The organism is Streptomyces sp. NPDC018026, from assembly GCF_044327745.1.
In the GTDB taxonomy this organism is placed as follows: domain Bacteria; phylum Actinomycetota; class Actinomycetes; order Streptomycetales; family Streptomycetaceae; genus Streptomyces; species Streptomyces rubrogriseus.
The window spans coordinates 65329-87989 of record NZ_JBIRFY010000022.1 but is presented as its reverse complement, the minus strand read 5'-3'; the positions used below and the strand labels follow the sequence as shown (position 1 = coordinate 87989).

The 22661-nt window shown below is 71.7% G+C and carries 20 protein-coding genes; 9 read left to right on the top strand and 11 right to left on the bottom strand.

Annotated elements, in window-relative coordinates; translation table 11 throughout:
- Nucleotides 1-168 precede the first annotated feature (168 nt).
- Nucleotides 169-834, top strand: a complete 666-nt coding sequence (locus ACH4D3_RS38750) for a class F sortase (protein ID WP_398332480.1) — start codon at nt 169-171, stop codon at nt 832-834.
- A 31-nt stretch (nt 835-865) separates the two neighbouring features.
- On the opposite strand, the gene ACH4D3_RS38745 is transcribed toward ACH4D3_RS38750, so the two are convergent.
- Nucleotides 866-1705: a polysaccharide deacetylase family protein gene (locus ACH4D3_RS38745; RefSeq protein WP_398332479.1), complete on the bottom strand. Its 840-nt coding sequence runs from the start codon at nt 1703-1705 to the stop codon at nt 866-868.
- A 110-nt stretch (nt 1706-1815) separates the two neighbouring features.
- On the opposite strand from ACH4D3_RS38745, the gene ACH4D3_RS38740 reads away from it, so the two are divergent.
- Together ACH4D3_RS38740 and ACH4D3_RS38735 are read left to right on the top strand one after the other, a co-directional pair.
- Entirely contained in the window at nt 1816-2277 is a 462-nt protein-coding gene (locus ACH4D3_RS38740; RefSeq protein ID WP_398332478.1) for a universal stress protein, read from the top strand.
- Nucleotides 2278-2444: 167 nt separating this feature from the next.
- A complete protein-coding gene (locus ACH4D3_RS38735) occupies nt 2445-3851 on the top strand; it encodes an amino acid permease (RefSeq protein WP_398332477.1) in 1407 nt (468 codons plus the stop codon).
- Here the strand turns inward: ACH4D3_RS38735 and ACH4D3_RS38730 are convergent.
- Nucleotides 3848-4663 carry an alpha/beta fold hydrolase gene (locus ACH4D3_RS38730; protein WP_398332476.1) on the bottom strand — a complete coding sequence of 272 codons (816 nt, stop codon included), beginning with the start codon at nt 4661-4663 and terminating at the stop codon, nt 3848-3850. The genes ACH4D3_RS38735 and ACH4D3_RS38730 overlap by 4 nt on opposite strands.
- A 58-nt stretch (nt 4664-4721) precedes the next feature.
- Here ACH4D3_RS38730 and ACH4D3_RS38725 point away from each other — a divergent pair, with 58 nt between their 5' ends.
- Nucleotides 4722-5195 carry a MarR family winged helix-turn-helix transcriptional regulator gene (locus ACH4D3_RS38725; protein ID WP_398332475.1) on the top strand — a complete coding sequence of 158 codons (474 nt, stop codon included), beginning with the start codon at nt 4722-4724 and terminating at the stop codon, nt 5193-5195.
- Between the two features lies 1 nt (nt 5196).
- Here ACH4D3_RS38725 and ACH4D3_RS38720 read toward each other — a convergent pair whose 3' ends face one another.
- Nucleotides 5197-6351, bottom strand: coding sequence for a CapA family protein (locus ACH4D3_RS38720; protein WP_398332474.1), 1155 nt, complete (start codon nt 6349-6351; stop codon nt 5197-5199).
- A 275-nt stretch (nt 6352-6626) separates the two neighbouring features.
- Between ACH4D3_RS38720 and ACH4D3_RS38715 the strand changes: the two genes are divergently transcribed.
- The 3 genes from ACH4D3_RS38715 (at nt 6627) to ACH4D3_RS38705 (ending at nt 8672) form a co-directional block, all read left to right on the top strand.
- Nucleotides 6627-7181, top strand: coding sequence for a sigma-70 family RNA polymerase sigma factor (locus ACH4D3_RS38715; RefSeq protein WP_003977918.1), 555 nt, complete (start codon nt 6627-6629; stop codon nt 7179-7181).
- Between the two features lie 141 nt (nt 7182-7322).
- Nucleotides 7323-7838, top strand: a complete 516-nt coding sequence (locus ACH4D3_RS38710; RefSeq protein WP_264334485.1) for a hypothetical protein — start codon at nt 7323-7325, stop codon at nt 7836-7838.
- A gap of 183 nt (nt 7839-8021) precedes the next feature.
- Nucleotides 8022-8672, top strand: a complete 651-nt coding sequence (locus ACH4D3_RS38705; RefSeq protein ID WP_398332473.1) for a zf-HC2 domain-containing protein — start codon at nt 8022-8024, stop codon at nt 8670-8672.
- On the opposite strand, the gene ACH4D3_RS38700 is transcribed toward ACH4D3_RS38705, so the two are convergent.
- Together ACH4D3_RS38700 and ACH4D3_RS38695 are read right to left on the bottom strand one after the other, a co-directional pair.
- A complete protein-coding gene (locus ACH4D3_RS38700) occupies nt 8673-9536 on the bottom strand; it encodes an Fpg/Nei family DNA glycosylase (RefSeq protein ID WP_398332472.1) in 864 nt (287 codons plus the stop codon).
- A gap of 40 nt (nt 9537-9576) precedes the next feature.
- A complete protein-coding gene (locus tag ACH4D3_RS38695) occupies nt 9577-11667 on the bottom strand; it encodes a SpoIIE family protein phosphatase (RefSeq protein WP_398332471.1) in 2091 nt (696 codons plus the stop codon).
- 126 nt (nt 11668-11793) lie between these two features.
- On the opposite strand from ACH4D3_RS38695, the gene ACH4D3_RS38690 reads away from it, so the two are divergent.
- Nucleotides 11794-13206, top strand: coding sequence for a lipase maturation factor family protein (locus ACH4D3_RS38690; RefSeq protein WP_398332470.1), 1413 nt, complete (start codon nt 11794-11796; stop codon nt 13204-13206).
- Between the two features lie 19 nt (nt 13207-13225).
- Here ACH4D3_RS38690 and ACH4D3_RS38685 read toward each other — a convergent pair whose 3' ends face one another.
- The 5 genes from ACH4D3_RS38685 to ACH4D3_RS38665 form a co-directional block, all read right to left on the bottom strand.
- Entirely contained in the window at nt 13226-16249 is a 3024-nt protein-coding gene (locus ACH4D3_RS38685; protein ID WP_398332469.1) for an alpha-mannosidase, read from the bottom strand.
- 63 nt (nt 16250-16312) lie between these two features.
- Nucleotides 16313-17605, bottom strand: coding sequence for a glycosyl hydrolase (locus ACH4D3_RS38680; protein WP_398332468.1), 1293 nt, complete (start codon nt 17603-17605; stop codon nt 16313-16315).
- Between the two features lie 31 nt (nt 17606-17636).
- Nucleotides 17637-18557 (bottom strand): carbohydrate ABC transporter permease, encoded by a 921-nt coding sequence (locus tag ACH4D3_RS38675; protein WP_398332467.1) that lies wholly within the window; start codon nt 18555-18557, stop codon nt 17637-17639.
- Entirely contained in the window at nt 18554-19486 is a 933-nt protein-coding gene (locus tag ACH4D3_RS38670) for a carbohydrate ABC transporter permease (RefSeq protein ID WP_398332466.1), read from the bottom strand. Before ACH4D3_RS38670 ends, ACH4D3_RS38675 begins: the two co-directional genes overlap by 4 nt.
- Before the next feature lie 6 nt (nt 19487-19492).
- Nucleotides 19493-20785: an ABC transporter substrate-binding protein gene (locus tag ACH4D3_RS38665; protein ID WP_398332465.1), complete on the bottom strand. Its 1293-nt coding sequence runs from the start codon at nt 20783-20785 to the stop codon at nt 19493-19495.
- Between the two features lie 243 nt (nt 20786-21028).
- Between ACH4D3_RS38665 and ACH4D3_RS38660 the strand changes: the two genes are divergently transcribed.
- Nucleotides 21029-22078: a LacI family DNA-binding transcriptional regulator gene (locus ACH4D3_RS38660; RefSeq protein ID WP_398332464.1), complete on the top strand. Its 1050-nt coding sequence runs from the start codon at nt 21029-21031 to the stop codon at nt 22076-22078.
- A gap of 91 nt (nt 22079-22169) precedes the next feature.
- On the opposite strand, the gene ACH4D3_RS38655 is transcribed toward ACH4D3_RS38660, so the two are convergent.
- A complete protein-coding gene (locus tag ACH4D3_RS38655; RefSeq protein WP_398332463.1) occupies nt 22170-22652 on the bottom strand; it encodes a GNAT family N-acetyltransferase in 483 nt (160 codons plus the stop codon).
- Nucleotides 22653-22661 lie beyond the last annotated feature (9 nt).

Genomic DNA, 22661 nt, shown 5'->3' with positions numbered 1-22661 from the left:
CAGGTCACGCCCCGTCAGAAAATCTTGCCGGTCGTCTCCCGGATGGCGCACGGAAGGAGGCGCGCACCACCCGTTCGCCGCCGCCCCGTCGCCGGTGTCCCGCACGGCGCTTAGCGTGCTCGTATGCGCGGATGATCCGGCGACGGCCGGGTCGAGAGGGGATGGCGAATGTACGACTCCGAGTTGGCCGAAGAGGAGGAGCGGCGCAGGAAGCGCGCTCCCTGGGGCGTGATAGCGCTTGTTCTGCTGACCGGTCTCGCGCTCATCCGCAACGGCTCCGGGGAATTCGACGTGGGCCCCCCGCAGCCCGCGTCGGCCGCCGCGTCGGACACCCGCTCGGCGGCCGGCGACGGTGCCGCGGCCGGAGTGACCCCGCTGGCGTACTCGGTGCCCGACCAGGTCTCCATCCCGGCCATCCAGGTCGACGCGCCGGTCATGGGGGTCGGTCTCGACGCGGACGGCTGGGTCGACGCGCCGCCGCCCGAGGACCCGAACCTGGCCGGCTGGTTCACCGGCGCGGTCTCCCCGGGGGAAAAGGGCACAGCGGTCGTGGTCGGCCATGTCGACAACCAGCAGGGCCCCGCCGTCTTCTACGGACTCGGGGCCCTGAAAAAGGGAAACAAGGTGGAAGTGCACCGCCAGGACGGAAAGACGGCGGTTTTCGAGATCTACGGCATCGAAGTGTTCGAGAAGAACAATTTCCCCGGCGACCGGGTCTACGGCTCGAAGGGCAGTCCCGAATTGCGGGTCATCACCTGCGGCGGCGGTTTCACCAAGCAGAACGGCTACGACGGGAACGTCGTCGCCTTCGCCCGCCTGGTCGGGGTCCGCTGAGCGTGCCCCGGCCGGGCGGGCCCGGCGGCGGTCAGATCAGGCGCCGCCGGGGGACGGTGAGGTGGTAGCCGGAGTCGAGCAGTTCGGGCAGATAGCGCCGCAGGGCGCGGACACTCTGCGAACGGTCGCCCCCGGCGTCGTGCGAGAGCACCACGACACCGGGGGCCGCGCCTTCCTCGACCCGGTCGACGATGGTGCCGGTGCCGGGCGTCGTCCAGTCCAGGGTGTCCACGGTCCAGGCGAGCGGCTCCATGCCGAGTTCCGCGCCGAGCTGGAAGACGGCCCGGTTCCACGCGCCGTACGGGGCCCGGAACCAGCGGGGCGCCTCGCCGTAGGCCTGCTCTACGACCTCGCTGGTGCGCTCCATCTCGGAACGGATGCGGCGCCGGGTGAGTTTGGTCAGCAGCGGGTGGGACCAGGTGTGGTTGCCCACCACGTGTCCCTCGTCCGCCATCCGGGTCAGCAGGTCCCGGTTGTAGTCCGCCATCTCCCCGCACACGAAGAACGTCGCCCGCACCTCGTACTTCGCCAGGGTGTCCAGGATCGGCGGGGTGTACTCGGGGTGGGGTCCGTCGTCGAAGGTGAGCAGCATGGTGCGGCCCCGGCCCGTCATGCGCAGGATCGGCTCGCTGCGCACCGGGGGCCGGCCGGACGCGGCACGCGGTGCGCCGTATCCGGTCAGGGGCTCGAGCCGGTAGGCGGAGGGTTTGAGCGGGCTGCGCTGCGGAGGTCCCGGGGCGGGTACGGGGGCGGGCGGCCGGGACGGTCCGTGTCCCAGGCCCGCCGCGAGTGCGCCGCCGGCGCCGGCCGCGCCCAGGGCCGCGACGCCGGTGAGCAGGGTGCGACGGGTGAGCAACTGGTCCTTCTTCATGACTCATCAGTCGCCCGGTCACGGCACGCCGCACCTGTGCAACACCGGGGCGGCGGCATGAAACCACCCGCCCGGCTCAAGATCGCCGGGGACTCCGATAACCTCGCCGCGTGACGGAACAGCACTCCCATCAGTTCGAACGCGGCACGGACGGACCCAAGGTCATCGTCGTCGGTGTGGACGGCTCCGACTCCTCACTGCGGGCCGCGGCCTACGCCGGTGGGATGGCCCGGCGGCAGGGCGCCCTGCTCGCCGTGGTGTACGTGCAGCCGGTGCTGGCGGGTGGCGCGGCGCTCGGGGCGTCGGTGGCGGAGACGACCGACGAGATCGCGGAGGAACTGGTGGCCCAGATCCGGGAGGCGACCGAGCGGGCGAAGGGGATATTCGACATCCGCTGGGAGTTCCACACCTTCCGCGGCGACCCGTACAGCGGTCTGAAGCAGACGGCCGACGAGCTGAAGGCGGACGCGGTGGTGGTCGGCGCCTCCGAGCAGGCCGGTCACCGGTTCGTCGGCTCGGTCGCGGTGCGGCTGGTGAAGGCGGGGCGCTGGCCGGTGACGGTGGTGCCATAGCGCCGGTGACGGTGGTGTCGTGGCGCCCGGTCGCGTCGGTGTCGTAGCGCCGGTCGCGTCGGTGTGTGCGTCTTGGGACCTTTGTGCGTCGTGACTTCCGTCACGGACGTGTGTGCGTCATCATGATCCACCGTCAGCCGTTTGCCGTTCACGAAGAGGTGAGGCGCATGGCCCGGTTCCGCATGGGTGAGGGTGTTCTCCGCCGCAAACCCATCGAACACATCGAGGAGACGGAGAGCGGCGGGGGCCTGGTGCGCTCGCTGGGGCTGTGGCAGCTCACCGCGATCGGTGTCGGCGGCATCATCGGGGCCGGCATCTTCACGCTGGCCGGCACGGTCGCCAACGGCACGGCGGGTCCCGCGGTCCTGATCTCCTTCCTCATCGCCGGTGTGGCGAGCGCCGCGGCCGCCCTGTCCTACGCCGAGTTCGCCGGGCTGATCCCGAAGGCGGGCTCCGCCTACACCTACGGCTACGCGGTCCTGGGCGAGCTGGTGGGCTGGTTCATCGGGTGGGACCTGCTCCTGGAGTACACGGCGATCGTCGCGGTGGTCGCGATCGGCATCTCGGGCTACTTCAGTTTCCTGGTCGGCGAGATGGGTGCCGACCTGCCGAACTGGATGCTGGGGGCGCCGGGCACCGGGGACGGGCACAAGGTCGACCTGTTCGCGGCCGTGCTGTGCCTGCTGATCGCGTACCTGCTGACGCTGGGCATCAGGAACGCCGCCCGCTTCGAGATGGTCGTGGTGGTGCTGAAGGTACTGGTGGTGCTGCTGGTGATCGGGGTCGGCGTCTTCCACATCAACAGCTCGAACTACCACCCGTTCTTCCCGTTCGGTGTCGGCGGGGCGTTCACCGGTGCGGCGACGGTGTTCTTCGCGGTCTTCGGCTACGACGCCATGTCGACGGCGGCCGAGGAGTCGAAGGACGCCCAGCGGCACATGCCGAAGGCGATCATCTACTCGCTGATCATCTCGATGGTGCTGTACGTGGCGGCCTGTCTGGTGCTGACGGGCATGCAGAACTACAAGGACATCGACCCCGAGAGCGGCTTCTCGACGGCGTTCAAGTCGGTGGGGCTCAGCTCGCTGGCCGACATCATCGCGGTGGGCGCCATCATCGGCATCCTCACGGTGATGTTCACCTTCATGCTGGGCGTGACCCGGGTGTGGTTCTCCATGTCGCGCGACGGGCTGCTGCCCAAGTGGTTCGCCAAGACGCACCCGACGCGGCACGTGCCGACCCGGGTCACCTGGATCGTCGGGGTCGCGTCCGCCGTGATCGCCGGGTTCCTGCCGATCGGCGAGGCGGCGGAGCTGACCAACATCGGCATCCTGCTGGCGTTCGTGGTGGTGTGCGCGGCGGTGATCGTGCTGCGCTACCGGCAGCCGGAGCTGCCGCGCACCTTCCGTACCCCGTGGATGCCGTTCGTGCCGGCGCTGGGCATCGTCTTCTCGATCTGGCTGATCACGTTCCTGCAGTGGCAGACCTGGGTGCGGTTCGCCGTGTGGTTCCTGGTCGGCCTGGTGATCTACTTCGCGTACTCGTACCGGAAGTCGGAACTGGCGCGGCGTTAGAGGGTGCGCAGGAAGTCCAGCAGGATCTTGTTGAACTCCTCCGGCCGCTCCAGGTTCGTGTAGTGGCCCGCGCCGTCGACGGTCACGGACCGGCCGTCACGGACGGTGCGGACCAGCCGCTCGGCCGCGCCGGTGAGGTCGTCCGGTTCGAGCGTGCCGTTGACGGCGAGGACCGGCACGTCGATTTCCGGCACCCGAGCCCACGTGTCGGTCATCGGCGTGTGCAGGTCGGGTTCGCCGGGACTGTGCTTGGACATCGTGTGGAGGGCCATCTCGCCCAGCCGGCGCATGACGCCGGGGTCGATGTCGTCCGCCGTCCGGGCCGGCCCATGGACCACGCGCAGGAACGCGGCGAGCCAGCCGTCGAGGTCGCCCGCCGCCAGGGTGCGGGCGTATTCCGCCTGAATCCCCCGGTACCAGGGATCGGTGTACTCGAAGTCGCTGGTCGCGGCGCCGCAGGCGACCACCGCCCGGACCAGCTCCGGGTGTTCGAGGGCGGTGTCGGTGGCGATCCCGCCGCCCATGGACAGACCGACGAGCACCGCGGGACCGGCGTCCAGGTGGCGCAGCAGCCCGGCCAGGTCGTCCGCCCAGCGGAAGCGCTCCGTGGCGTTGGCCGAGAAGCCGTGGCCGCGCACGTCGGGAGCGATCACGCGGTGGTCGGCGGCCAGGGCCGGGATCTGGGCGTCGTACAGACGGTGGTCGACGAACCCCGAGTGGATGAGCACCACGAGGTCCCCGGATCCGGTGTCGCGGTACGCGAGGTCCCCGTCCGAGGAGGTGAAGAAGCGGAGATCCGAAGCGGTATTCATGACAACCAGGGTGTCATGTCACTCCCGGCTTTGGCAACCAAGGTGTCATGATGGCGGGGTGAACGACATCGACGCACCCCTCCCCCCGGACGCCCTCGCCCGGCGGCTCACCGAGGTGTACGACCTGGTCGGCCCGCTCTACCGGCGCGCGCAGCGCGACGTCGAGCAGGGCCTGGCCGCCGACGGCCTGTCCGTGGGCGTCCGCGCCGTGCTGACGATGCTGCGGCGCGGCGGGCCGATGACCGTGCCGCAGATGGGCCGGGCCCAGGCGATCAGCCGTCAGTTCGTCCAGCGGATGGTCAACGACGCCGCGGCCCAGGACCTGGTGGAGAGCACCCCCAACCCGGCGCACCGCCGGTCCTCGCTGATCCGGCTGACCGCCAGGGGCCGGGACACGATCGACGCGGTCCTCGACCGGGAGCACCGACTGCTGCGCGAGGTCGGCTCGGACCTCACGGACGCCGACGTCACCACCTGCCTGCGGGTGCTCGGCGCCATGCTGACGGCGCTGGACCGCGTGGCGGACGCCTGACCTACTTCCCCATCACGAGCCCGTCCTCGGCGGCGCCCCGGCTGAGCACCACGTCGCGGATGCGGTCGCGCACGCCGCGCAGCTCGGCGCCCTTCTCCAGCGCCCGGTTGAGGTTCACCACCCGGCCGGCGTCGACGTCGAACAACTGCGGGACGAACTCGGCCTTCGTCACCTTCCAGCGTTCGCCGTCCCGGTCGGGCGGCGCGAAGGTGAAGCGGCCGACCGCCGACTGGTTGCCGCGCGGATCGCGGACGCCCTCGTCGTTGACCATCTCGCCCGCGATCTGGTCCCCCATGCCGTACACCACCCAGGTGCCGTTGACCTTCTCGTAGGCCTGCGGGACATGGGCGTGGGTGCCGAGGATCAGGTCGATGTCGGGGCGGTCGCCGGTGCGGGCCGCGGTCAGGCTCCGGGCGAGGGCCAACTGGTCCTGGTCGGGCTCGTCCTGCCATTCGGTGCCCCAGTGCATCGACACGACGACGACGTCGGCGCCGGCCTTCCGGGCGGCCCGCGCGTCCTCGACGATGCGCGCCTCGTCGATCAGACCGACCGCCCAGGGCTGGTCCGCGGGCAGCGGGTGGCCGTTGGTGTGGAGGGTGTAGGCGAGGTGGGCCACCTGGGCCCGGCCCGCGCGCAGCACCGTCGCGATGTCCGCCTCGGCCTCGGTGCGCGCCGTACCGGCGTGCCGTACGCCCGCCCGGTCGAGGGCGTCCAGGGTGCGGCAGATGCCGTCCGCGCCGTCGTCGACGCTGTGGTTGGAGGCGGTGGAGCAGCCGTCGTAGCCGGTGGCGGCCAGCGCCTTGGCCACCTCGGGCGGGGACTTGAAGAGCGGGTAGCCGCTGTAGTCGCCGTTCGCGCCGTAGACGGTCTCCATGTGGCACAGCGCGAGGTCGGCCGGCGCGACGACGGGCCGGGCGCCGGCGAGCATGGGGCGGAAGTCGTAGCCGGTGCCACCGGCGTCGAAGCGGGCCCGTTCGATGATCGAGTCGTGCGGGAGCACGTCTCCGGAGGCGACCAGGGTGAAGGCACCGGTGTCCGCGGCGGACGGGGCCGGGGCCGGCGGCTTCGGCGGTTCGTGGTCGCGGGCCTGGCAGGCCGCGCCCGCGGTGAGGAGGGCGGTCAGGGCCAGGGCCACCTGCCGACTGCGTGTGATCATCCGTTCACTCCGCTGGGTCGCACACACCGATGAAAAGTCACATTTACGTATGAACAGGTAAAGAGTCACGTCCCGTCACGGGCGGCTCCGACACGCCCATTAGCCCGTCCGGCGTGCGCGAACCGGGTGTCCGGACCACACGCCCACCACACGCCCACCACGCGCCGACCGCACGCCGACCGTTCGTCGAACCGTTCGTCGACGCGATCGACCGTCCGCCGCACGCCCGTGCGTACGCCCTGTCCCCGCACGGTCCCCTGCGGTGCCATACGGCCATGACGGCCGGAATCACCCTCACGGACACAGCGAACGGGACGACCGCCGAGCACGAGCTCGCCGCACTTCAACGCGAGCACGGCCGGCCGCTCTTCGCGCTGCTGCTGCGGCTCAGCGACGGCGACCGGCAGCGCGCCGAGGACCTGGTGCAGGAGACCCTGGTCCGCGCCTGGCAGCATCCCGAGGCCCTGCGCGCCGACGACTTCGACTCCGTACGGCCGTGGCTGCTCACCGTGGCCCGGCGGCTCGCGATCGACGCGCGCCGCGCCCGCCAGGCCCGCCCCCCGGAGGTCGGCGACGCCGTGCTGGAGAACGCGCGCGTCTGCGCGGATCACGCCGAACGGGCCGCCGCCGCCCTCGATGTGCGCGAGGCTGTGAAGACTCTCACTCCGGAGCACCGTGAAGTCCTGGTGCTGGTGTATTTCCAGGGGGCGAGTGTGGCGGAAGCCGCGGCCGCCCTCGGCATCCCACCCGGTACCGTGAAGTCCCGCGCGTACTACGCGCTGCGCGCCATGCGCAGGGTGCTACCGGGATACGCCGCCGACCTGCGGTGAAACCGACCTTTTGGTCAAGCCTCCGTAAAGCGCCTTGCCCGGGACCCCGGTTGAGCAGTCGGCTGTCCTCATCCGTGTTCCGTACGGGGGTCCATGACCCGGGTCGGGCGACGCGCACGCACCGGAGGAAGGCAGGAAGGGATGCTGCACAGAGGTCAAGAGAGCACGGACGGCACCGGCGGGGGCGAACTGAGCGTTCCCATGGCGTGGTTGTACGCCGAGTACATCGCCGACGAGCTGCTGCGGACCGGCGACCTGATGCCGCCGACGTCCTTCGAGTTCCGCGCCGGACGCGACGCGCTCGCACTCACCGTCTTCCTGTCCGACACGGAGAACGAACTGAGCGGCATCCGGGTCGTCACCCACCTGGAGACCTGGCTGTCCCTGACGGCGTACGACCAGCCCTGGCACGAGTGGGTGCACGGGCGGCTGGCCGAGGTCACGGCCGACGCCCTCGCCGCCGGACGCCACTCGCCGGACCTGGAGCTGGCCCGGGCGGCCTGGCGCTGGCTCCAGGACACCGAACTGCTCGCCCCGGACCTGAACGCGGTGCCCGGGGGTGCGCCGGTGACCGGAGAGGACGAGGGACCGAAGGTGTGGACGCCCGCCTGGCAGCTCGGGCTGCCGCTGGGACACCTCGCCATCCACCTGTTCTAGCCTCCCCGGCCGGTCCCGCGAACTTCCCGCGAACTTTCCGGCGGGACGGACCAATCCGCGCCCCTGGCCGCTCCGAACACCTTGGTTGCGATTCCGGGGTGGCTTGAGTGATTCGGCTGTCGGGTGCGTACGGGTGGGAGCAAGGAGTAACCCCACCCGCACCCAACGGTACGAGGATTCGGCATGAGGTCCCTGGAAAGGCATCGTGACGTCGGCGCCTACGCGCTCGGCGTGCTGGACGAAGCGGAAGCCTTCCGCTTCGAGGACCACCTCATGGAATGCCCCCGGTGCGCGGCCCAGGTGACCGAATTCGGTCCCGCCACCCGCCAGTTGATGCTGTTCCGGCAGGCGACACCCCGTATCGTCCACCCCCTGACCAGGCCGGGACCCCGGCTGCTCGACCGGCTGCTGTCCGAGGTGACCACGCGCCGGCGGGCCGGCCGGCGGCGGGTGCTGTACGCCGTGGCCGCCGCCGTCGTGTGCGCCGTGGCCGGGCCCGGCGCCGTGCTGTACGCGAGCCAGGGCGACCCGGCGGGGCCGGTCACCGCGACCGATGCCCGGTCCGGGGTGTGGGCGCGGATCACGACCGAGGACGAGACCTGGGGCACGGACGTGCGGTTGGAGGTCAGGGACGGGGGCGGCCCGCGGTCCTGCCGGCTGGTCGCCGTGGGCCGCGACGGGTCCGAACAGACGATCACCAGCTGGATGGTCCCCGGGCACGGCACCCGGCCGCACACCATGCGCGGCGGCGCCGCCCTGCATCCGGGCCAGATCGACCGCTACGAGGTGCGGACGGCGGACGGCGAGCACCTGGTGACGCTGCCGGCCGGATGACTACTTCAGCAGCCGGGACATCCTGCGGTCCGCCAGCGGTTTGCCGCCGGTCTGGCAGGTCGGGCAGTACTGGAGCGAGGAGTCGCTGAAGGAGACCTCACGGATGGTGTCCCCGCACACCGGACAGGGCTCTCCGGTGCGGCCGTGGACCCGCAGCCCGCTCTTCTTCTCGGCCTTCAGGCGTCCGGCGGCGATGCCCCGGGAGCGTTCCACGGCCTCGGTGAGCGTGCCGCGCAGGGCCGCGTACAGCCGGGCGGTCTCCTCGCCGGTCAGGGAGGCGGCCAGCTTGAACGGGGACATCTTCGCGGCGTGCAGGATCTCGTCGCTGTACGCGTTGCCCACGCCCGCGATCAGGCTCTGGTCGCGCAGGGCGCCCTTGAGCTGCCGCCGCTCGCCGTCCAGCAGGGCGGCGAAGCGTGCCTCGTCGAAGTCGTCGGCGAGCGGGTCGGGGCCGAGCCGGGCCACGCCCGGCACCTGCCGCGGATCGGCCACAACGTACACCGCGAGCCGCTTCTGCGTGCCCGCCTCGGTCAGGTCGAAGCCCGCGCCGGTCTCCAGGGCCACCCGCAGCGCGAGCGGGCCCTTGCCCGGCCTGGGCATACCGCTGGGCAGGCTGTCCTTCCAGTGCAGCCAGCCGGCCCGGGCCAGATGGGTCACCAGGTGCGGGCCGCCGGCGGTCTCCACGTCGAGGAACTTGCCGTGCCGGTGCACGGCCGCCACCCGGTGCCCCTCCAGCGCCGTGAGCGGGGGGTCGTACGTCTTCAGGACGCTGATCGCCACGGGCAGCACCCGGACGATCTCGCGGCCGGTGAGGTGCTCGGTCAGGAAGTCGCGGAGCGCCTCGACCTCGGGCAGTTCTGGCATACGTCCAGAGTGCCACCGGCCGCCGGCGGCGCCAGTGGGTTCAGCCCGCCCCGTGCGCCACCACGAACTCCGCCCAGACGACCTTGCCGCCGCCGCGCGCCTCCACGCCCCACTCGTCGGCGAGCGTGTCGACCAGGAGCAGCCCCCGTCCGGACACCCCGTCGTCCCCGGCGTCCCGGCGGCGCGGCAGGGCGCTGGAGGAGTCCTCGACCTCGACCCGCAGCCGCCGGTCGGTTCCGGTGAGCAGCCGCAGGGTGACGACGGCGGAGCCCTCGGTGTGCATGAGGGCGTTGGTCGTCAGCTCGTCGGCGACCAGCTCGATCTCGTCGCTCTGCGCCTTGGCTCCCCAGGACCGGACGGCGGCCCGGATCATGTGCCGGGCCTCGGTGAGGCCCTCCGGGTCGCCCGGGGAGACGTGCTGCTGGACCCGGCCGAAGGTCCGCGGGGCGCCCAGGCCGTGCCGGCGCAGCACCAGCAGCGCCACGTCGTCGTCGCCGCGCCGCTCGTCGACCACGTCGATCAGCCGGTCGGCCAGGTCCCGCACGTCCTGCGGCCCGGAGGTGATCAGCGCGGTGAGGACGTCCATGCCCTCGTCGAGGTCGGCGCCGGGCTGCTCGACCAGGCCGTCGGTGCACAGCAGCAGGGTGTTGCCCGGGTCCAGCTCCAGGGTGGCGACCGGGTAGGCGAGGCGCCCGAACTCGGCGGACAGGCCGAGCGGCAGCCCGCCCTCGACGCGCACGAGGCGGCAGCTGCCGTCGCCGAAGCGCAGCAGCGGGTCGATGTGTCCGGCGCGGACCACCTGGACCACTCCGGTGCCCAGGTCCGCCTCCGCGTACAGGCAGGTCGCGAAGCGGTCGGTGTCCAGCTCGTGCAGGAAGACGGAGGCCCGCGCCATGACCGTGGCCGGTGGGTGGCCCTCCGCGGCGTAGGCGCGCAGCACGATCCGCAGCTGGCCCATGACGGCGGCGGCGTGCGTGTCGTGGCCCTGGACGTCGCCGATCACGGCGCCGACGCGGCCGCCGGGCAGCGGGATCAGGTCGTACCAGTCGCCGCCGATGTCCCGGCCGAGCGCGCCGCCGATGGAGGCCGCCCGGTAGCGGACGGCGACGTCGCAGCCGGGGACGCTGGGGATGGTGCGCGGCAGCATGGCCTGCTGGAGGCCCTCGGCGAGGTCCATCTCCTGCTCGTAGAGCATGGCCCGCTGGAGGCTCTGCGCGATGCCGCTGCCGAGCGCGACCAGGACGTTGCGGTCCTCCGGGGAGAAGCCGCGCCGGTCGCTGTAGAGCAGCCCGATGGCGCCGATGGGCCGGGCCTGGGCGATCAGCGGCAGATAGGCGGCGGCGGTGATGTCGAGGTGGGTGATGTCCTTCCACAGCCCCGGGTAGCGCTCGGCGAACTCCTCGGGCGACTCGATGAAGCGGGGGCTGAGGGTCCGTACGGCCTCGCTCATCGGGTACGGCTCGTCGATCCGGGTGACCCGGGTCCCGGGGATGAAGCTGTTCTCGGGGCCGTCGGCGACCAGCCGGATACGACCGGCCTCGACCAGGCCCATCACCAGGCTGGTGGCGCCCAGCCGGGTGAGTCCGTGGGTGTCGCGCAGGACCTCGATGACGTCGTCCACGGTGCGGGCGTGCGCGAGGGCGGCCGTGGCGAGCTGGACGACGTTGGTGAGCCGGCGGCGGGCCTCGTCCTGCACGGCCTGGTCGCGGCTGGCCGCGGTCTCGGCCATCTCCTGGGTGGCGTCGCGGACGATGCCGATGATCCGGCGCGGGCGGCCGGTCTCGTCGCGGCGGATGTAGCCCTGGGTACGGGTCCAGCGCAGGGTGCCGTCACGCCGGCGCAGGCGGAAGTAGGTGCCGTAGTTCTCGCTGCCGTCCTTCATGGCCTGGGCGACGATGGCGTCCATGCGGCGGCTCTCCGCCGTGGGCACGCGCAGCGACAGCGACTCGGGGCGCCCGTCGTACTCCTCCGGGCGCAGGTCGAACACCTCGTGGGCCTGGGCGTCCATGTGGAACAGCCCGGCGTCCAGGTCCCAGTCGAAGCTGCCCATGCGGTTGAGCGCCAGGATCGGGTCCGGGTGGGCGGGCCAGTCGTCCGGGAGTGACGGGGCGCTCGCTCCCCGATCAGACATGGACCCCACCTTGCCAGGATTTGTCGGAATCTTCGACTCCTGGTCGCCGGACAGGGGACGAAGAGGTCCGGAGGGGGGTGGCGGCCGGGCGGGGGTACACGGAGCGGGTACGAGAGGAGCCCGGCCGTGGAGTGGTTCACCGCACCCGACTACTGGCTGGCCCGGCTGGTCTTCCAGCGGGCGCTGGCCGTCGTCTACCTGGTCGCGTTCCTGACGGCCGCCCTGCAGTTCCGGGCGCTGCTCGGCGAGCGCGGTCTGACACCGGTGCCCCGCTTCGTCGAGCGGGTGCCGTTCCGGCGGGCGCCGAGCCTGTTCCAGTGGCGCTACTCGGACCGGCTCTTCGCGGGCTGTGCCTGGGCGGGCTGCGCGGTGTCGGCGGCGCTGGCGGCCGGGCTGGACGCGCTGCTGCCGCTGTGGGGCGCGATGCTGCTGTGGCTGGTGCCGTGGGCGCTGTACCTGTCGATCGTCAACGTCGGACAGACCTGGTACTCCTTCGGCTGGGAGTCGCTGCTGCTGGAGACCGGCTTCGTCGCCGTGCTCCTGGGCAACGAGGAGGTGGCGCCGCCGGTCGTGGTGCTGTTCCTGCTGCGCTGGCTGCTGTTCCGGGTGGAGTTCGGGGCGGGGCTGATCAAGATGCGCGGCGACGAGTGCTGGCGGAAGCTGACCTGCCTGGACCACCACCACGAGACCCAGCCGATGCCGGGCCCGCTGAGCTGGTTCTTCCACCGCCTCCCCCGCCCCCTGCACCGCGTCGAGGTCGCCGCGAACCACGTCACGCAGTTGCTGGTGCCCTTCCTACTGTTCGCCCCGCACCCGGTGTCGACGGCCGCCGCGGCGCTGATGATCGCAACCCAGCTGTGGCTGGTGCTCTCGGGCAACTTCTCCTGGCTCAACTGGGTCACCATCGTGCTGGCCCTGTCGGTGGTCCGCTTCCCGGCCGACGCCCCGTCCGTGGCCGCCGCGCCGCTCTGGTACGAGGTGGTGGTCCTGGCGGTGGCGGCGCTGCTGGTGTTCCTGAGCCACCGGCCGGTGCGCAACATGATCTCCCGCCGCCAGGTGATGAACCGCTCCTTCGACTCCCTCCACCTGGTCAACACCTACGGTGCCTTCGGCTCGGTCAGCCGGGTCCGCTACGAGGTGGTGATCGAGGGCACCGCCGACGAGGTGGCCCGCGAGGACGGGGACTGGCGGGAGTACGAGTTCAAGGGCAAACCCGGTGATCCCCACCGCTGGCCGCGCCAGTTCGCGCCGTACCACCTGCGGCTGGACTGGCTGATGTGGTTCGCCGCGCTGTCGCCCTCCTACGCCGGATCGTGGTTCGGCACCCTGGTGGAACGGCTGCTGGAGAACGACCGCACCACGCTGCGGCTGCTGCGCCGCTCCCCCTTCCCGCCGGACGCACCGCCGCGCTTCGTGCGCGCCCGGCTGTTCCGCTACCGGTACACGACCTGGCGCGAGCTGCGGGAGACGGGCGCGTGCTGGGAGCGGACGTATGTGCGGGAGTACCTGCCGCCGACCCGGCTCACCTCTTCCGGGTGAGCCGGGTCGGTCGGAGGCGCTAGGAGCGCTTCAGCCGCAGGGTCACCAGCTCGAACGGACGCAGGCGTACGGCGATCCGGTCGCCGTCCGCCCGGGGGGCCTCCGCGTCCGCCAGCGGGCGCTCCATCAGGTCGGTCACCTGCACGTCCGCGACCGCGAACCCGGCCGTCAGCGTGGCGCGGGCCCGGCCGCCGTGGGCCTCGTGGAAGCGGACCACGACGTCGCCGCTGCCGTCGTCGGCGAGCTTGACGGCGGTGACGACGACCGCGTCCCGGTCCACCGTGACGAGCGGCGCGACCTCCGCGGCGCCGCCCGTGAGGTGCCGCTCGGGCAGGTTGATCCGCCAGCCCTCGCGCACCGCGTCCCCGATGCCCGCGCCCGGCACCAGCGCGTGCCGGAAGCGGTGCACGCCCTGGTCGGTCTCGGGGTCGGGGAAGCGCGGGGCGCGCAGCAGGGAGAGCCGGACCGTGGTGGTCGTACCCGCGTCGGCGTCGGTGCGGACGGTGCGGGTGACGTCGTGGCCGTACGTCGAGTCGTTGACGAGTGCGACGCCCCAGCCGGGCTCCTCCAGGTGCACGAAGCGGTGGTTGCAGGCCTCGAACTTGGCCGCCTCCCAGCTGGTGTTGGTGTGGGTGGGCCGGTGGAAGTGCCCGAACTGGGTCTCCGACGCGTACCGTTCGGCGTGCACGTCGAGCGGGAAGGCGAGCTTGAGGAACTTCTCCGTCTCGTGCCAGTCCACCTCGGTGTCCACCTCGAGCCGCCGCTCCCCCGGTGCCAGGGTCAGCACCTGGGTGACGCGGGAGGAGCCGAAGGAGCGCACGATCCGCACCGAGGCGCCGTCGCCGCCGGGGGCGACCTCGTCGGCGTCGGTGAGATCGGTGACCGTGTTGCGGTAGAACTCGTCGACGTCCCAGGCGTCCCACATGTTCGGGAAGTCGGGGTGGAGCTGGAGCAGGTTGCCCGCCCCGCCCGGCGCGATCGTCTCGCGGTCGGCGGCGAGGTCGTACGCCGACACCACCAGGCCCCGCTCGTCGATCTCGACGCGCAGCAACCCGTTGTCCAGGACGTGACCGCCGCCGGAGCGGGAGGTGACGTCGGTGCGCCCCTCGGCCGCGGGGGACGTGGCGGCGCCCGCCGGGACCCCGGCCCGTGCGTGCGGTGCGGAGTTGAAGACCAGCGGGGTGTCGCCCTCGCCGGCCAGAGCACGCTGGGCGGCGTCGACGATGCCGTTCAGTTCGGCGGCGACCCGGTCGTAGGTGGCGCGGGCCTCGCGGTGCACCCAGGCGATGGAGGAGCCGGGCAGGATGTCGTGGAACTGGTGCAGCAGGACCGTCTTCCAGATCCGGTCCAGGTCGTCGTAGGGGTAGGGGAACCCGGCGCGCACGGCGGCCGTGGCCGCCCACAGCTCGGCCTCGCGCAGCAGGTGTTCGCTGCGACGGTTGCCCTGCTTGGTCTTGGCCTGGCTGGTGAGGGTGGCGCGGTGCAGCTCGAGGTACAGCTCGCCGACCCAGACCGGCGGGGCGGGGTTCTCGGCCTCGGCCTTCTCGAAGAAGGCGTGCGGGGTCTCCCACTCGACGGTCGCCGAGCCTTCGAGGTCGCGCAGCCGGGCCGCCTTGGCGACCATCTCGCGGGTGGTGCCGCCGCCTCCGTCGCCCCAGCCGGTGGGGGCCAGGGAGTGCCGGGCGACGCCCTTGTCCTTGAAGTTCTTCGCCGCGTGGGCGATCTCGCTGCCCTTCATCGAGCAGTTGTAGGTGTCGACGGGCGGGAAGTGGGTGAAGATCCGGGTGCCGTCGATGCCCTCCCAGCGGAAGGTGTGGTGCGGGAACTTGTTCGTCTGCGACCAGGAGATCTTCTGCGTCAGCAGGTACTTGGCGCCGGCCGCCTTGATGATCTGCGGGAGCCCGGCCGCGAAGCCGAAGGTGTCGGGCAGCCACGCCTCGTCGTTCTCGACGCCGAACTCGTCGAGGAAGAACCGCTTTCCGTGCACGAACTGCCGGGCCATGGCCTCCGAGCCGGGCATGTTGGTGTCCGACTCCACCCACATGCCGCCGGCCGGCACGAACCGGCCGTCCGCGACCGCCTTCTTGACCCGTGCCCACACCTCGGGCCGGTGGTCGCGCACCCACGCCCACTGCTGGGCCTGGGACATGGCGAAGACGAAGTCCGGCTCGTCCTCCAGGAGGGCGGTCATGTTGGAGGTGGTGCGGGCCACCTTGCGCACGGTCTCGCGCAGCGGCCACAGCCACGCCGAGTCGATGTGCGCGTGTCCGACGGCGCTGATGCGGTGCGCGGAGGGGACGGCGGGGGCCGACAGCACCTCGGTGAGGCGCGTGCGCGCCGCTTGCGCCGTGCCGCCCACGTCCTGGAGGTCGATGGCGTCCAGCGCCCGGTCGACGGCGCGCAGGATCTCCCAGCGGCGCGGCGAGTCCACCGGCAGTTCGGCCATCAGCTCGCCGAGCACCTCCAGGTCGAGGATCAGGTTCCACACCGTCTCGTCGAGGACGGCGAGGTCCATGCGGGCGAGGGTGTACTGCGGTTCGCTGCCCGCCGTGTCCTTGTCGCCGAGCCGGGTGGGCACGAAGGGGTGGTAGTCGAGGACGACGGGGTTGGAGGCGGCCTCGACGTGCAGGCGGACCTCCTCGCCGCCCTCGACGGGGGCGCCGATCCGCACCCACTGGTTGCGCGGGTTGAGGCCCTTCACCGGGGTGCCGTCGGGGCGGTAGACCAGCCCCTCGCACTGGAAGCCGGGCATGTTCTCGTCGAAGCCGAGGTCGAGGATCGCCTCGACGGTCTTCCCGGCCCACTCCTTGGGCACGGTGCCGGTGACGCGGAACCAGCTGGTGCCCCAGGGCGCGCCCCAGCGGGCGCCGACCTCGATGGGTTCGGGTTCGGCCGCGAGTCCCTCCTCCACGGGCACGGGTTCGCCGGGCGCGTTCCAGACCGCCACGTCCAGCGGCACGGACTGGGGGTAGAGGGCGGGGCGGATGCGCTCGTCGAGGACGCGCTTGAGGCGGGCTTCGACCAGGTTGCGGTCGTCATGCATGAGGGTGCTCCGGGGTCGGGGGCGGGTGGTTGCCAGGGGTGGGTCGCGACGACGGGGCCGACGTCAGGTACAGCTCCCCCGCCGGGCGCGGTCCGAATCGTCCGGGGCGGGGGCGGCGAGTACCTCGCCGGGAGTGACGACCTCGGTGATGCCCCGCGCGGCGAGGTGTCCGGTGTCGGCGGTGTGCGTGTCGAGGACGGTGGTGGGACGCGCGCCGTCGGCGACCAGCCGGAAGAAGGCGTCGAAGACGGCACCGCCGGGGGCGCACGCCGAGCGCGCGGCCGGGTCGGCCGGAACGGCGAGGGCCGTGGTGCGCGGGGCGGGGGCGGGACGGGCTCCGTCCCGGGCCGCGCGCGCCGCCTGCGCCAGGACCCGTGCCGTGTCCTTGGGGCGCCGGTCGTTGGTGAGGAGCCCGAGCCCGTACTCCAGCTCCGGGAAGTCGGCCAGCGCCCGGGACACGTCGTGGGAGCACCACCAGGTGACGCCCCACAGGTCCGGGCAGTCCAGGGCGTTCTCGACGGTCGCCTCGGTGAAGGCGGCGGCGTGCTCGGCGGGGACCAGGGGTGCGGGCGCGCCGACCTCCTGGAGCCACACCGGGCGGTGCGGGTCGTCGGCCCAGGCCTTGCTCAGCTCGACGAGGTAGGCGGCGTGGTGCTCGCTGGGCACGGAGGTGCGGCCGTGGCGCTGGGCGGTGCCGTTGAAGACCCAGGAGTGCACCGCCGTGACGGCGCCCTGCCGGGCGGCCTGGGCCGGGGTGAAGGGCTGGTCGTCCTGGTACCAGGTGGCGTCGTACTCGGCGTGCAGGTGCATGCGGCCCGGGGCGCCCTCCTCGCAGGCGGCCAGCATCCGCTGGAGCCAGGCGTCGATCTGGGCGCTGGTGGCGCGGTCCGGGTCGGGGTGGGGTCCGGCGGAGAACTGGTTGACCTCGTTGCCGAGGGTCATGCCGAGGAAGTTGCTCCGTCCGGTGAGCGCGGCGGCGAGGGTGCGCAGGTAGACGGCCTGGCCCTGGACGACGTCGGGGTCGGTGAACAGGTTGCGCCGGTGCCAGGTGCGGGTCCAGGCCGGCACGTAGTCGAAGCTGCTCAGATGGCCCTGGAGGCCGTCCACGTTGACGTCGAGGCCGCGTTCACCGGCCGCGTCGACCAGTGCCACCAGGTGCTCGACCGCGCGCTCGCGGATCAGGGCGCGGTTGGGCTGGAAGTACGGCCACAGCGGGAAGACGCGGACGTGGTCCACGTCCAGTGCGGCGATGGAGTCCAGGTCGGCGCGTACGGAGTCGAGGTCGAAGTCGAGCCAGTGGTGGAACCACCCCACGCTCGGGGTGTAGTTGACGCCGAAGCGCACGGCAGAAGGCATGCGGTGTCCTTGAGAGGGGGAAGCGGGTGGTTCAGCCCTTGACGGCGCCCTCGCCCACGCCGCGGAAGAAGTACCGCTGGAGGCAGGCGAAGAGGACGATGAGGGGCGCCACGGCGATGATCGTGCCGGCGGCGACGAGGCGTTCGTCGTTGGCGAAGGTGCCGTGCAGGTAGTTCAGGCCGATGGTCAGGGTGAACTTGGACGGGTCGCTGAGCACGATCAGGGGCCACAGGAAGTCGTCCCAGGCGCCCATGAAGGCGAAGATCGCGACGACGGCGAGGGTGCCCTTCACGGCGGGCAGCGCGATCCGGTAGAAGCGCTGCCAGACGTTGGCGCCGTCGACGAAGGCGGCCTCCTCGATCTCGTAGGGGAGGTTGAGGAAGGCGTTGCGCATCAGCAGCACGTTCAGGGCGCTGACGCAGCCCGGCAGCACCACGCCGACCAGGGTGTTGTTGAGACCCAGCTCCCGCATGGTGGTGAACTGGGCGATGATGATGCCCTCCACCGGCACGAGCATGGCCAGGATGAACACCAGGGTGGCGACGCGCCGGCCGCGGTAGCGCAGGCGGGCCAGGGCGTAGCCGGCGAGGGCGGCGCCGACGCAGTTGGTGACGACGTTGGCGGCGGCGACCTTCAGCGAGTTCAGGGCGTAGTCCCACACCGGGATGGTGTCGGCGACCCGCTCGTAGTTGTGCAGGGTGGGGTCGGCGGGCAGGAACTTCGGCGGGGAGCTGAAGATGTCCTCGGTGGGGCCCTTGAGCGAGGTCGACAGCTGCCACAGGAACGGCCCGATGGTCAGGGCGAGGACGCCGAGCAGCAGCAGATAGCGCAGGGCCAGTTCCCAGCCGCGTACCCGGCGGCCGTGCTCGTCGGTGATGCGCGGTTCGCGTTTGCGTTCCGGGTCGGCGGCCCGGGTCCGCTCGGCGGGCCGGGTCTTCTCGGCGGTGCTCACGCGTCCTCCTTCCGGTCGGCGCGCAGGACGAGCAGCATCAGGACGACGGTGACGACGAAGACGACGACGGAGATGGCGGAGGCGTAGCCGACCCGGCCGGTGAGGCCGGTGCCGGTGCGCTGGACCAGCATCACGAGGGTGGTGTCCTCGCCGGCCGGTCCGCCGCTGGGGCCCGCCATCAGGTACACCTCGGAGAAGACCTTGAAGGCGGCGACCGAGGAGAGCGCCGCGACCAGGACCATGGTGGAGCGGACCGCGGGCACCGTGACGGTGAGGAAGCGGCGGACCGCGCCCGCGCCGTCCACGGCGGCGGCCTCGTGCAGTTCGCGGGGCACGTTGGCGAGCGCCGCCAAGTAAATGATCATGTAGTAGCCGAGGCCCTTCCAGACCGTGACGCCCATCGCGCTGAGCAGGATCAGCCACTGGTCGCTGAGGAAGCCGACCGGACTGGCACCGAGCGTCTCCAGCAGGGAGTTGACCAGGCCGCGCTCGTCGAGGAGCCAGACCCAGATCAGCCCGACGACGACGATCGAGGCGACGACCGGGGTGTAGAAGGCCGAGCGGAAGAAGGTGATGCCGGGGATGTTCTTCTGCACCAGCAGTGCGAGCAGCAGCGGCAGCAGGACCAGCGCGGGGACGACCCCGAGGACGTAGAGGGAGCTGTTGCGCAGGCCGATCCAGAACATGTCGTCGTGGAGCAGCTCGCGGAAGTTGGCGAGTCCCACGAACTCGCCCGGGACCAGCGTGCGGCGGTCGGTGAAGGAGTTGATGAGCGTGGAGACGAACGGGTACAGGATGAACGCGCCGGTGATCAGCAGACCGGGTGCGGCGAACAGCCAGGGGCTGGCCGGCAGTTGCCGTCGCACGCGCCGGGCGCCGCCGCCCTTGCGGGCGTCCGGTGTGCCGGTGGTGAGGGTGGGACTCGCCATGATGTCTCAGCCCTGCTGCTGGAGGAGCCGGTCGCACGCCTTGACAGCGTTGTCGAGGGCTTCCTTCGGGCTCTGCTTGCCCTGGAGCGCCTTGGCGACCTCGTTGCGCAGCTCGGTCTTCATCTGCTCGCTGAACAGCACGGGCGTGTAGTTGACGGCCGTCTTCAGCGACTTGGCGGCGGCGACCCGGACGCGGGTCTCGTCGGTGCCGTCCTCCTTGGTGAAGTACGGGTCGTCCAGCGAACCGGCGGTGCTCGGGAAGATGGCGACCTGCTTGGCGAACGACATCTGGTGCGCCGCGTCGGTGACGTAGTGCGCGAAGGCGACCGCGGCGGGCTTGCGCTGGCTCTGCGCGTTGACCATCAGGCCCATCACGTACATGTTGACGTGGCCGGTGCTGGTGATCTGGTCGGTGATGCCGATGTTCTCGTACAGGTTCGGCGCCTGCTTCTTGAAGTTGGCGAGGTCGAGCGCGCTGCCCGGGTTCATGGCGACGGCGCCGGTGAGGAACTTCTTCCCGGAGGACTCGGGGGTGGCGGTCAGCGCCTGCGGGTCGAGGGCCTTGGCGTCGTACAGCTCCTTGTAGCGGGTGAGGAGTTGGACGCCCTTGGCGTCGTTGAACGCGAAGGCGGTGCCCTCCTTGTTCATGAGCGGGACGCCGTAGCGGCCGAAGTCCTCGATGGTGGGCACGTTGGCGAGCGTGGCGACCTCGCCGTCGGTCTTGTCGGCGATCTTCAGCGCGGCGTCGAAGACGTCGTCGTACGTCTTCGGCGGCTGCTCGGGGTCGAGTCCGGCCTTCTCGAAGAGGGACTTGTTGTAGAAGAGCGGGCCGGTGTTGAGGTACCAGGGGAAGGCGTACGTGCCGTCCATGCCCGGTATCCGGTGGCTGGCCCAGGCGCCTTCCAGGTACTCCTTCTCGTACTGACCGGCGGCCTTGTCCAGGTCGAGGGCGAGGCCCGCCTTGGCGAGCGGCGCGACCAGGTCCGGGGAGACGTTGACGACGTCGGGCAGGGTGCCGCCGGCGGCGTCGGCGCTGATCTTGTCGGCGTAGCCCTCGCCGGGCTGGTCCACCCACTTGACGTGGGTGTCGGGGTACTTCTTCTCGAAGTCGGCGATCAGACCCTCGAAGTAGTCCTTGAAGTTGGCCCGCAGGTTCCAGGTCTGGAAGGTGATGTCGCCCTCGACCTTGCCCGAGGCGTCGGTCGAAGAACCGCCGTCGCCTCCGGAACCGCAGGCGCTGAGCGGCAGGACGAGAGCGGCGACGGCGGCGACGGCGAATGTTCTGCGCGAGGTGGGCACGGTGACACGTCTCCCTGAAGGACGTCGGCGGTGGGATGCCAGCGACCATGCACGGCGATTCCGCGGAAAGTCAATGGATTCACCCCAACTAAAGCCGAAGGCATAGCATTAGCCCAGGTCAGAGCGGTATGAGCAGGAACTTGCCAGGAACTACTAATGCGCTTTAGGATCTTCGCACTCAAGCGCTTTAGCTGAGACGCTCGCAACCGCTCGCAACCGCTCGCACCGAGGAAAGGAGCGCGCATGCCCGCCAAGCGGCCCGCCGCGCGCCGGCCGACGATGAAGGACATCGCGCGCCGGGCCGGGGTCTCCGAGAGCGCGGTGTCGTTCGCGCTGAACGACCGGCCGGGGGTCTCCGAGATCACCCGGGACCGGGTGCGCCGGGTGGCCGAGCAGCTCGGCTGGCGGCCCAGTACGGCGGCCCGCGCGCTGTCCGGGGAGGGCGCCGCGACGGTCGGCTTCGTGCTGGCGCGGCCCGCGCACACCCTCGGCGTGGACTCCTTCTTCCTGCAACTGGTCTCGGGCATCCAGGAGGTGCTGGCGGAGCGGCATCTGGGGCTGCTGTTCCAGGTGGCGCAGGACGTCGCGGACGAGTGCGCGGTCTACCGGCGCTGGTGGGCCGAACACCGGGTGGACGGGGTCCTCGTGGTGGATCCGCGCACCGACGATCCACGCCCGGACCTGCTCGACGAACTCGGCCTGCCCGCCGTGGTGATCGGCGGCGCCCCGGACGAGCGCCACCCAGGGCTGTCGACGGTGTGGGCGGACGACGCGGGTGCGATGGCCGCGCTGGTGGACGGGCTGTACGCGCTCGGGCACCGGCGGATCGTGCACATCGCCGGACTGCCGGACCTCGCCCACACCGAACGCCGTATCCGCGCCCTGCGCGCGGAGGCCGGGCGGCGCGGTCTGGGCGAGGTCGAGTCGGTGACCACCGACTACTCCGACGCCGAGGGCGCGGCCGTCACCCGCCGCGTCCTGGAGGCGCCCACTCCCCCGACCGCCCTGATCTACGACAACGACGTGATGGCCGTCGCCGGGGTCGCCGCCGCGGCCGAACTCGGCTTCTCGGTACCGGCGGACGTGTCCGTGGTGGCCTGGGAGGACTCGGCACTGTGCCGCATGGTCAAGCCCTGGCTGTCCGCCCTGTCCCGGGACAGCGTGGAGTTCGGCCGTACGGCGGCCACGGAGCTGACCGCCCTCCTCGACGGCGGTCCGGCCCGGACGGTGCGGGTACCGGTGCCGCGGCTGATCGAGCGGGACAGCACGGGAACGGCCCGGCCGCGGGCCTGACGGCCGGGCGCGCGTTCGGCGTGCGCGCCCGGGAGCCCGCGGATCGAGGAGCTGCCGTCCCGGCGGACGGCGCCGCCGAACCGAGCGGGTCCTACAGGGCGCAGTGCATGATGTGCAGGCCGACCCGCCCGTGCCGCGGGTGGTCGAAGGCGTCCGGCACCGTGCCGAGGATCGTGAAGCCGAGGGAGGTCCACAGCCGGACGGCGGGGTTGGTCTCGACGACGGCGTTGAAGACCATGCCCCGGTACCCGTCGGCCCTGGCGGCGTCCAGGACGTACTCGGCGAGAGCCCGGCCGGTGCCGCGTCCGGCCCGGTCGGGGTCGACCATGAACCCGGCGTTGGCGATGCGGTCGGCGGGGCCGCCGTAGTTGGGGGTGAGATAGGCGGAGGCGACGACGGCACCGGTGTCGTCCTCGGCGACGTAGACGCGTTTGGCGGGGCTCGTCCACAGGGCCCGGGCGTCCTCCTCGGAGGTTTCCGGGTCCCAGGCGTAGGTCTCGCCGGCGGCGACGATGCGGTGCCAGAAGGGCCAGACGTGCGGCCAGTCGCCGGCCGTGGCTTCCCTGATCAGCATGGGCGTGAG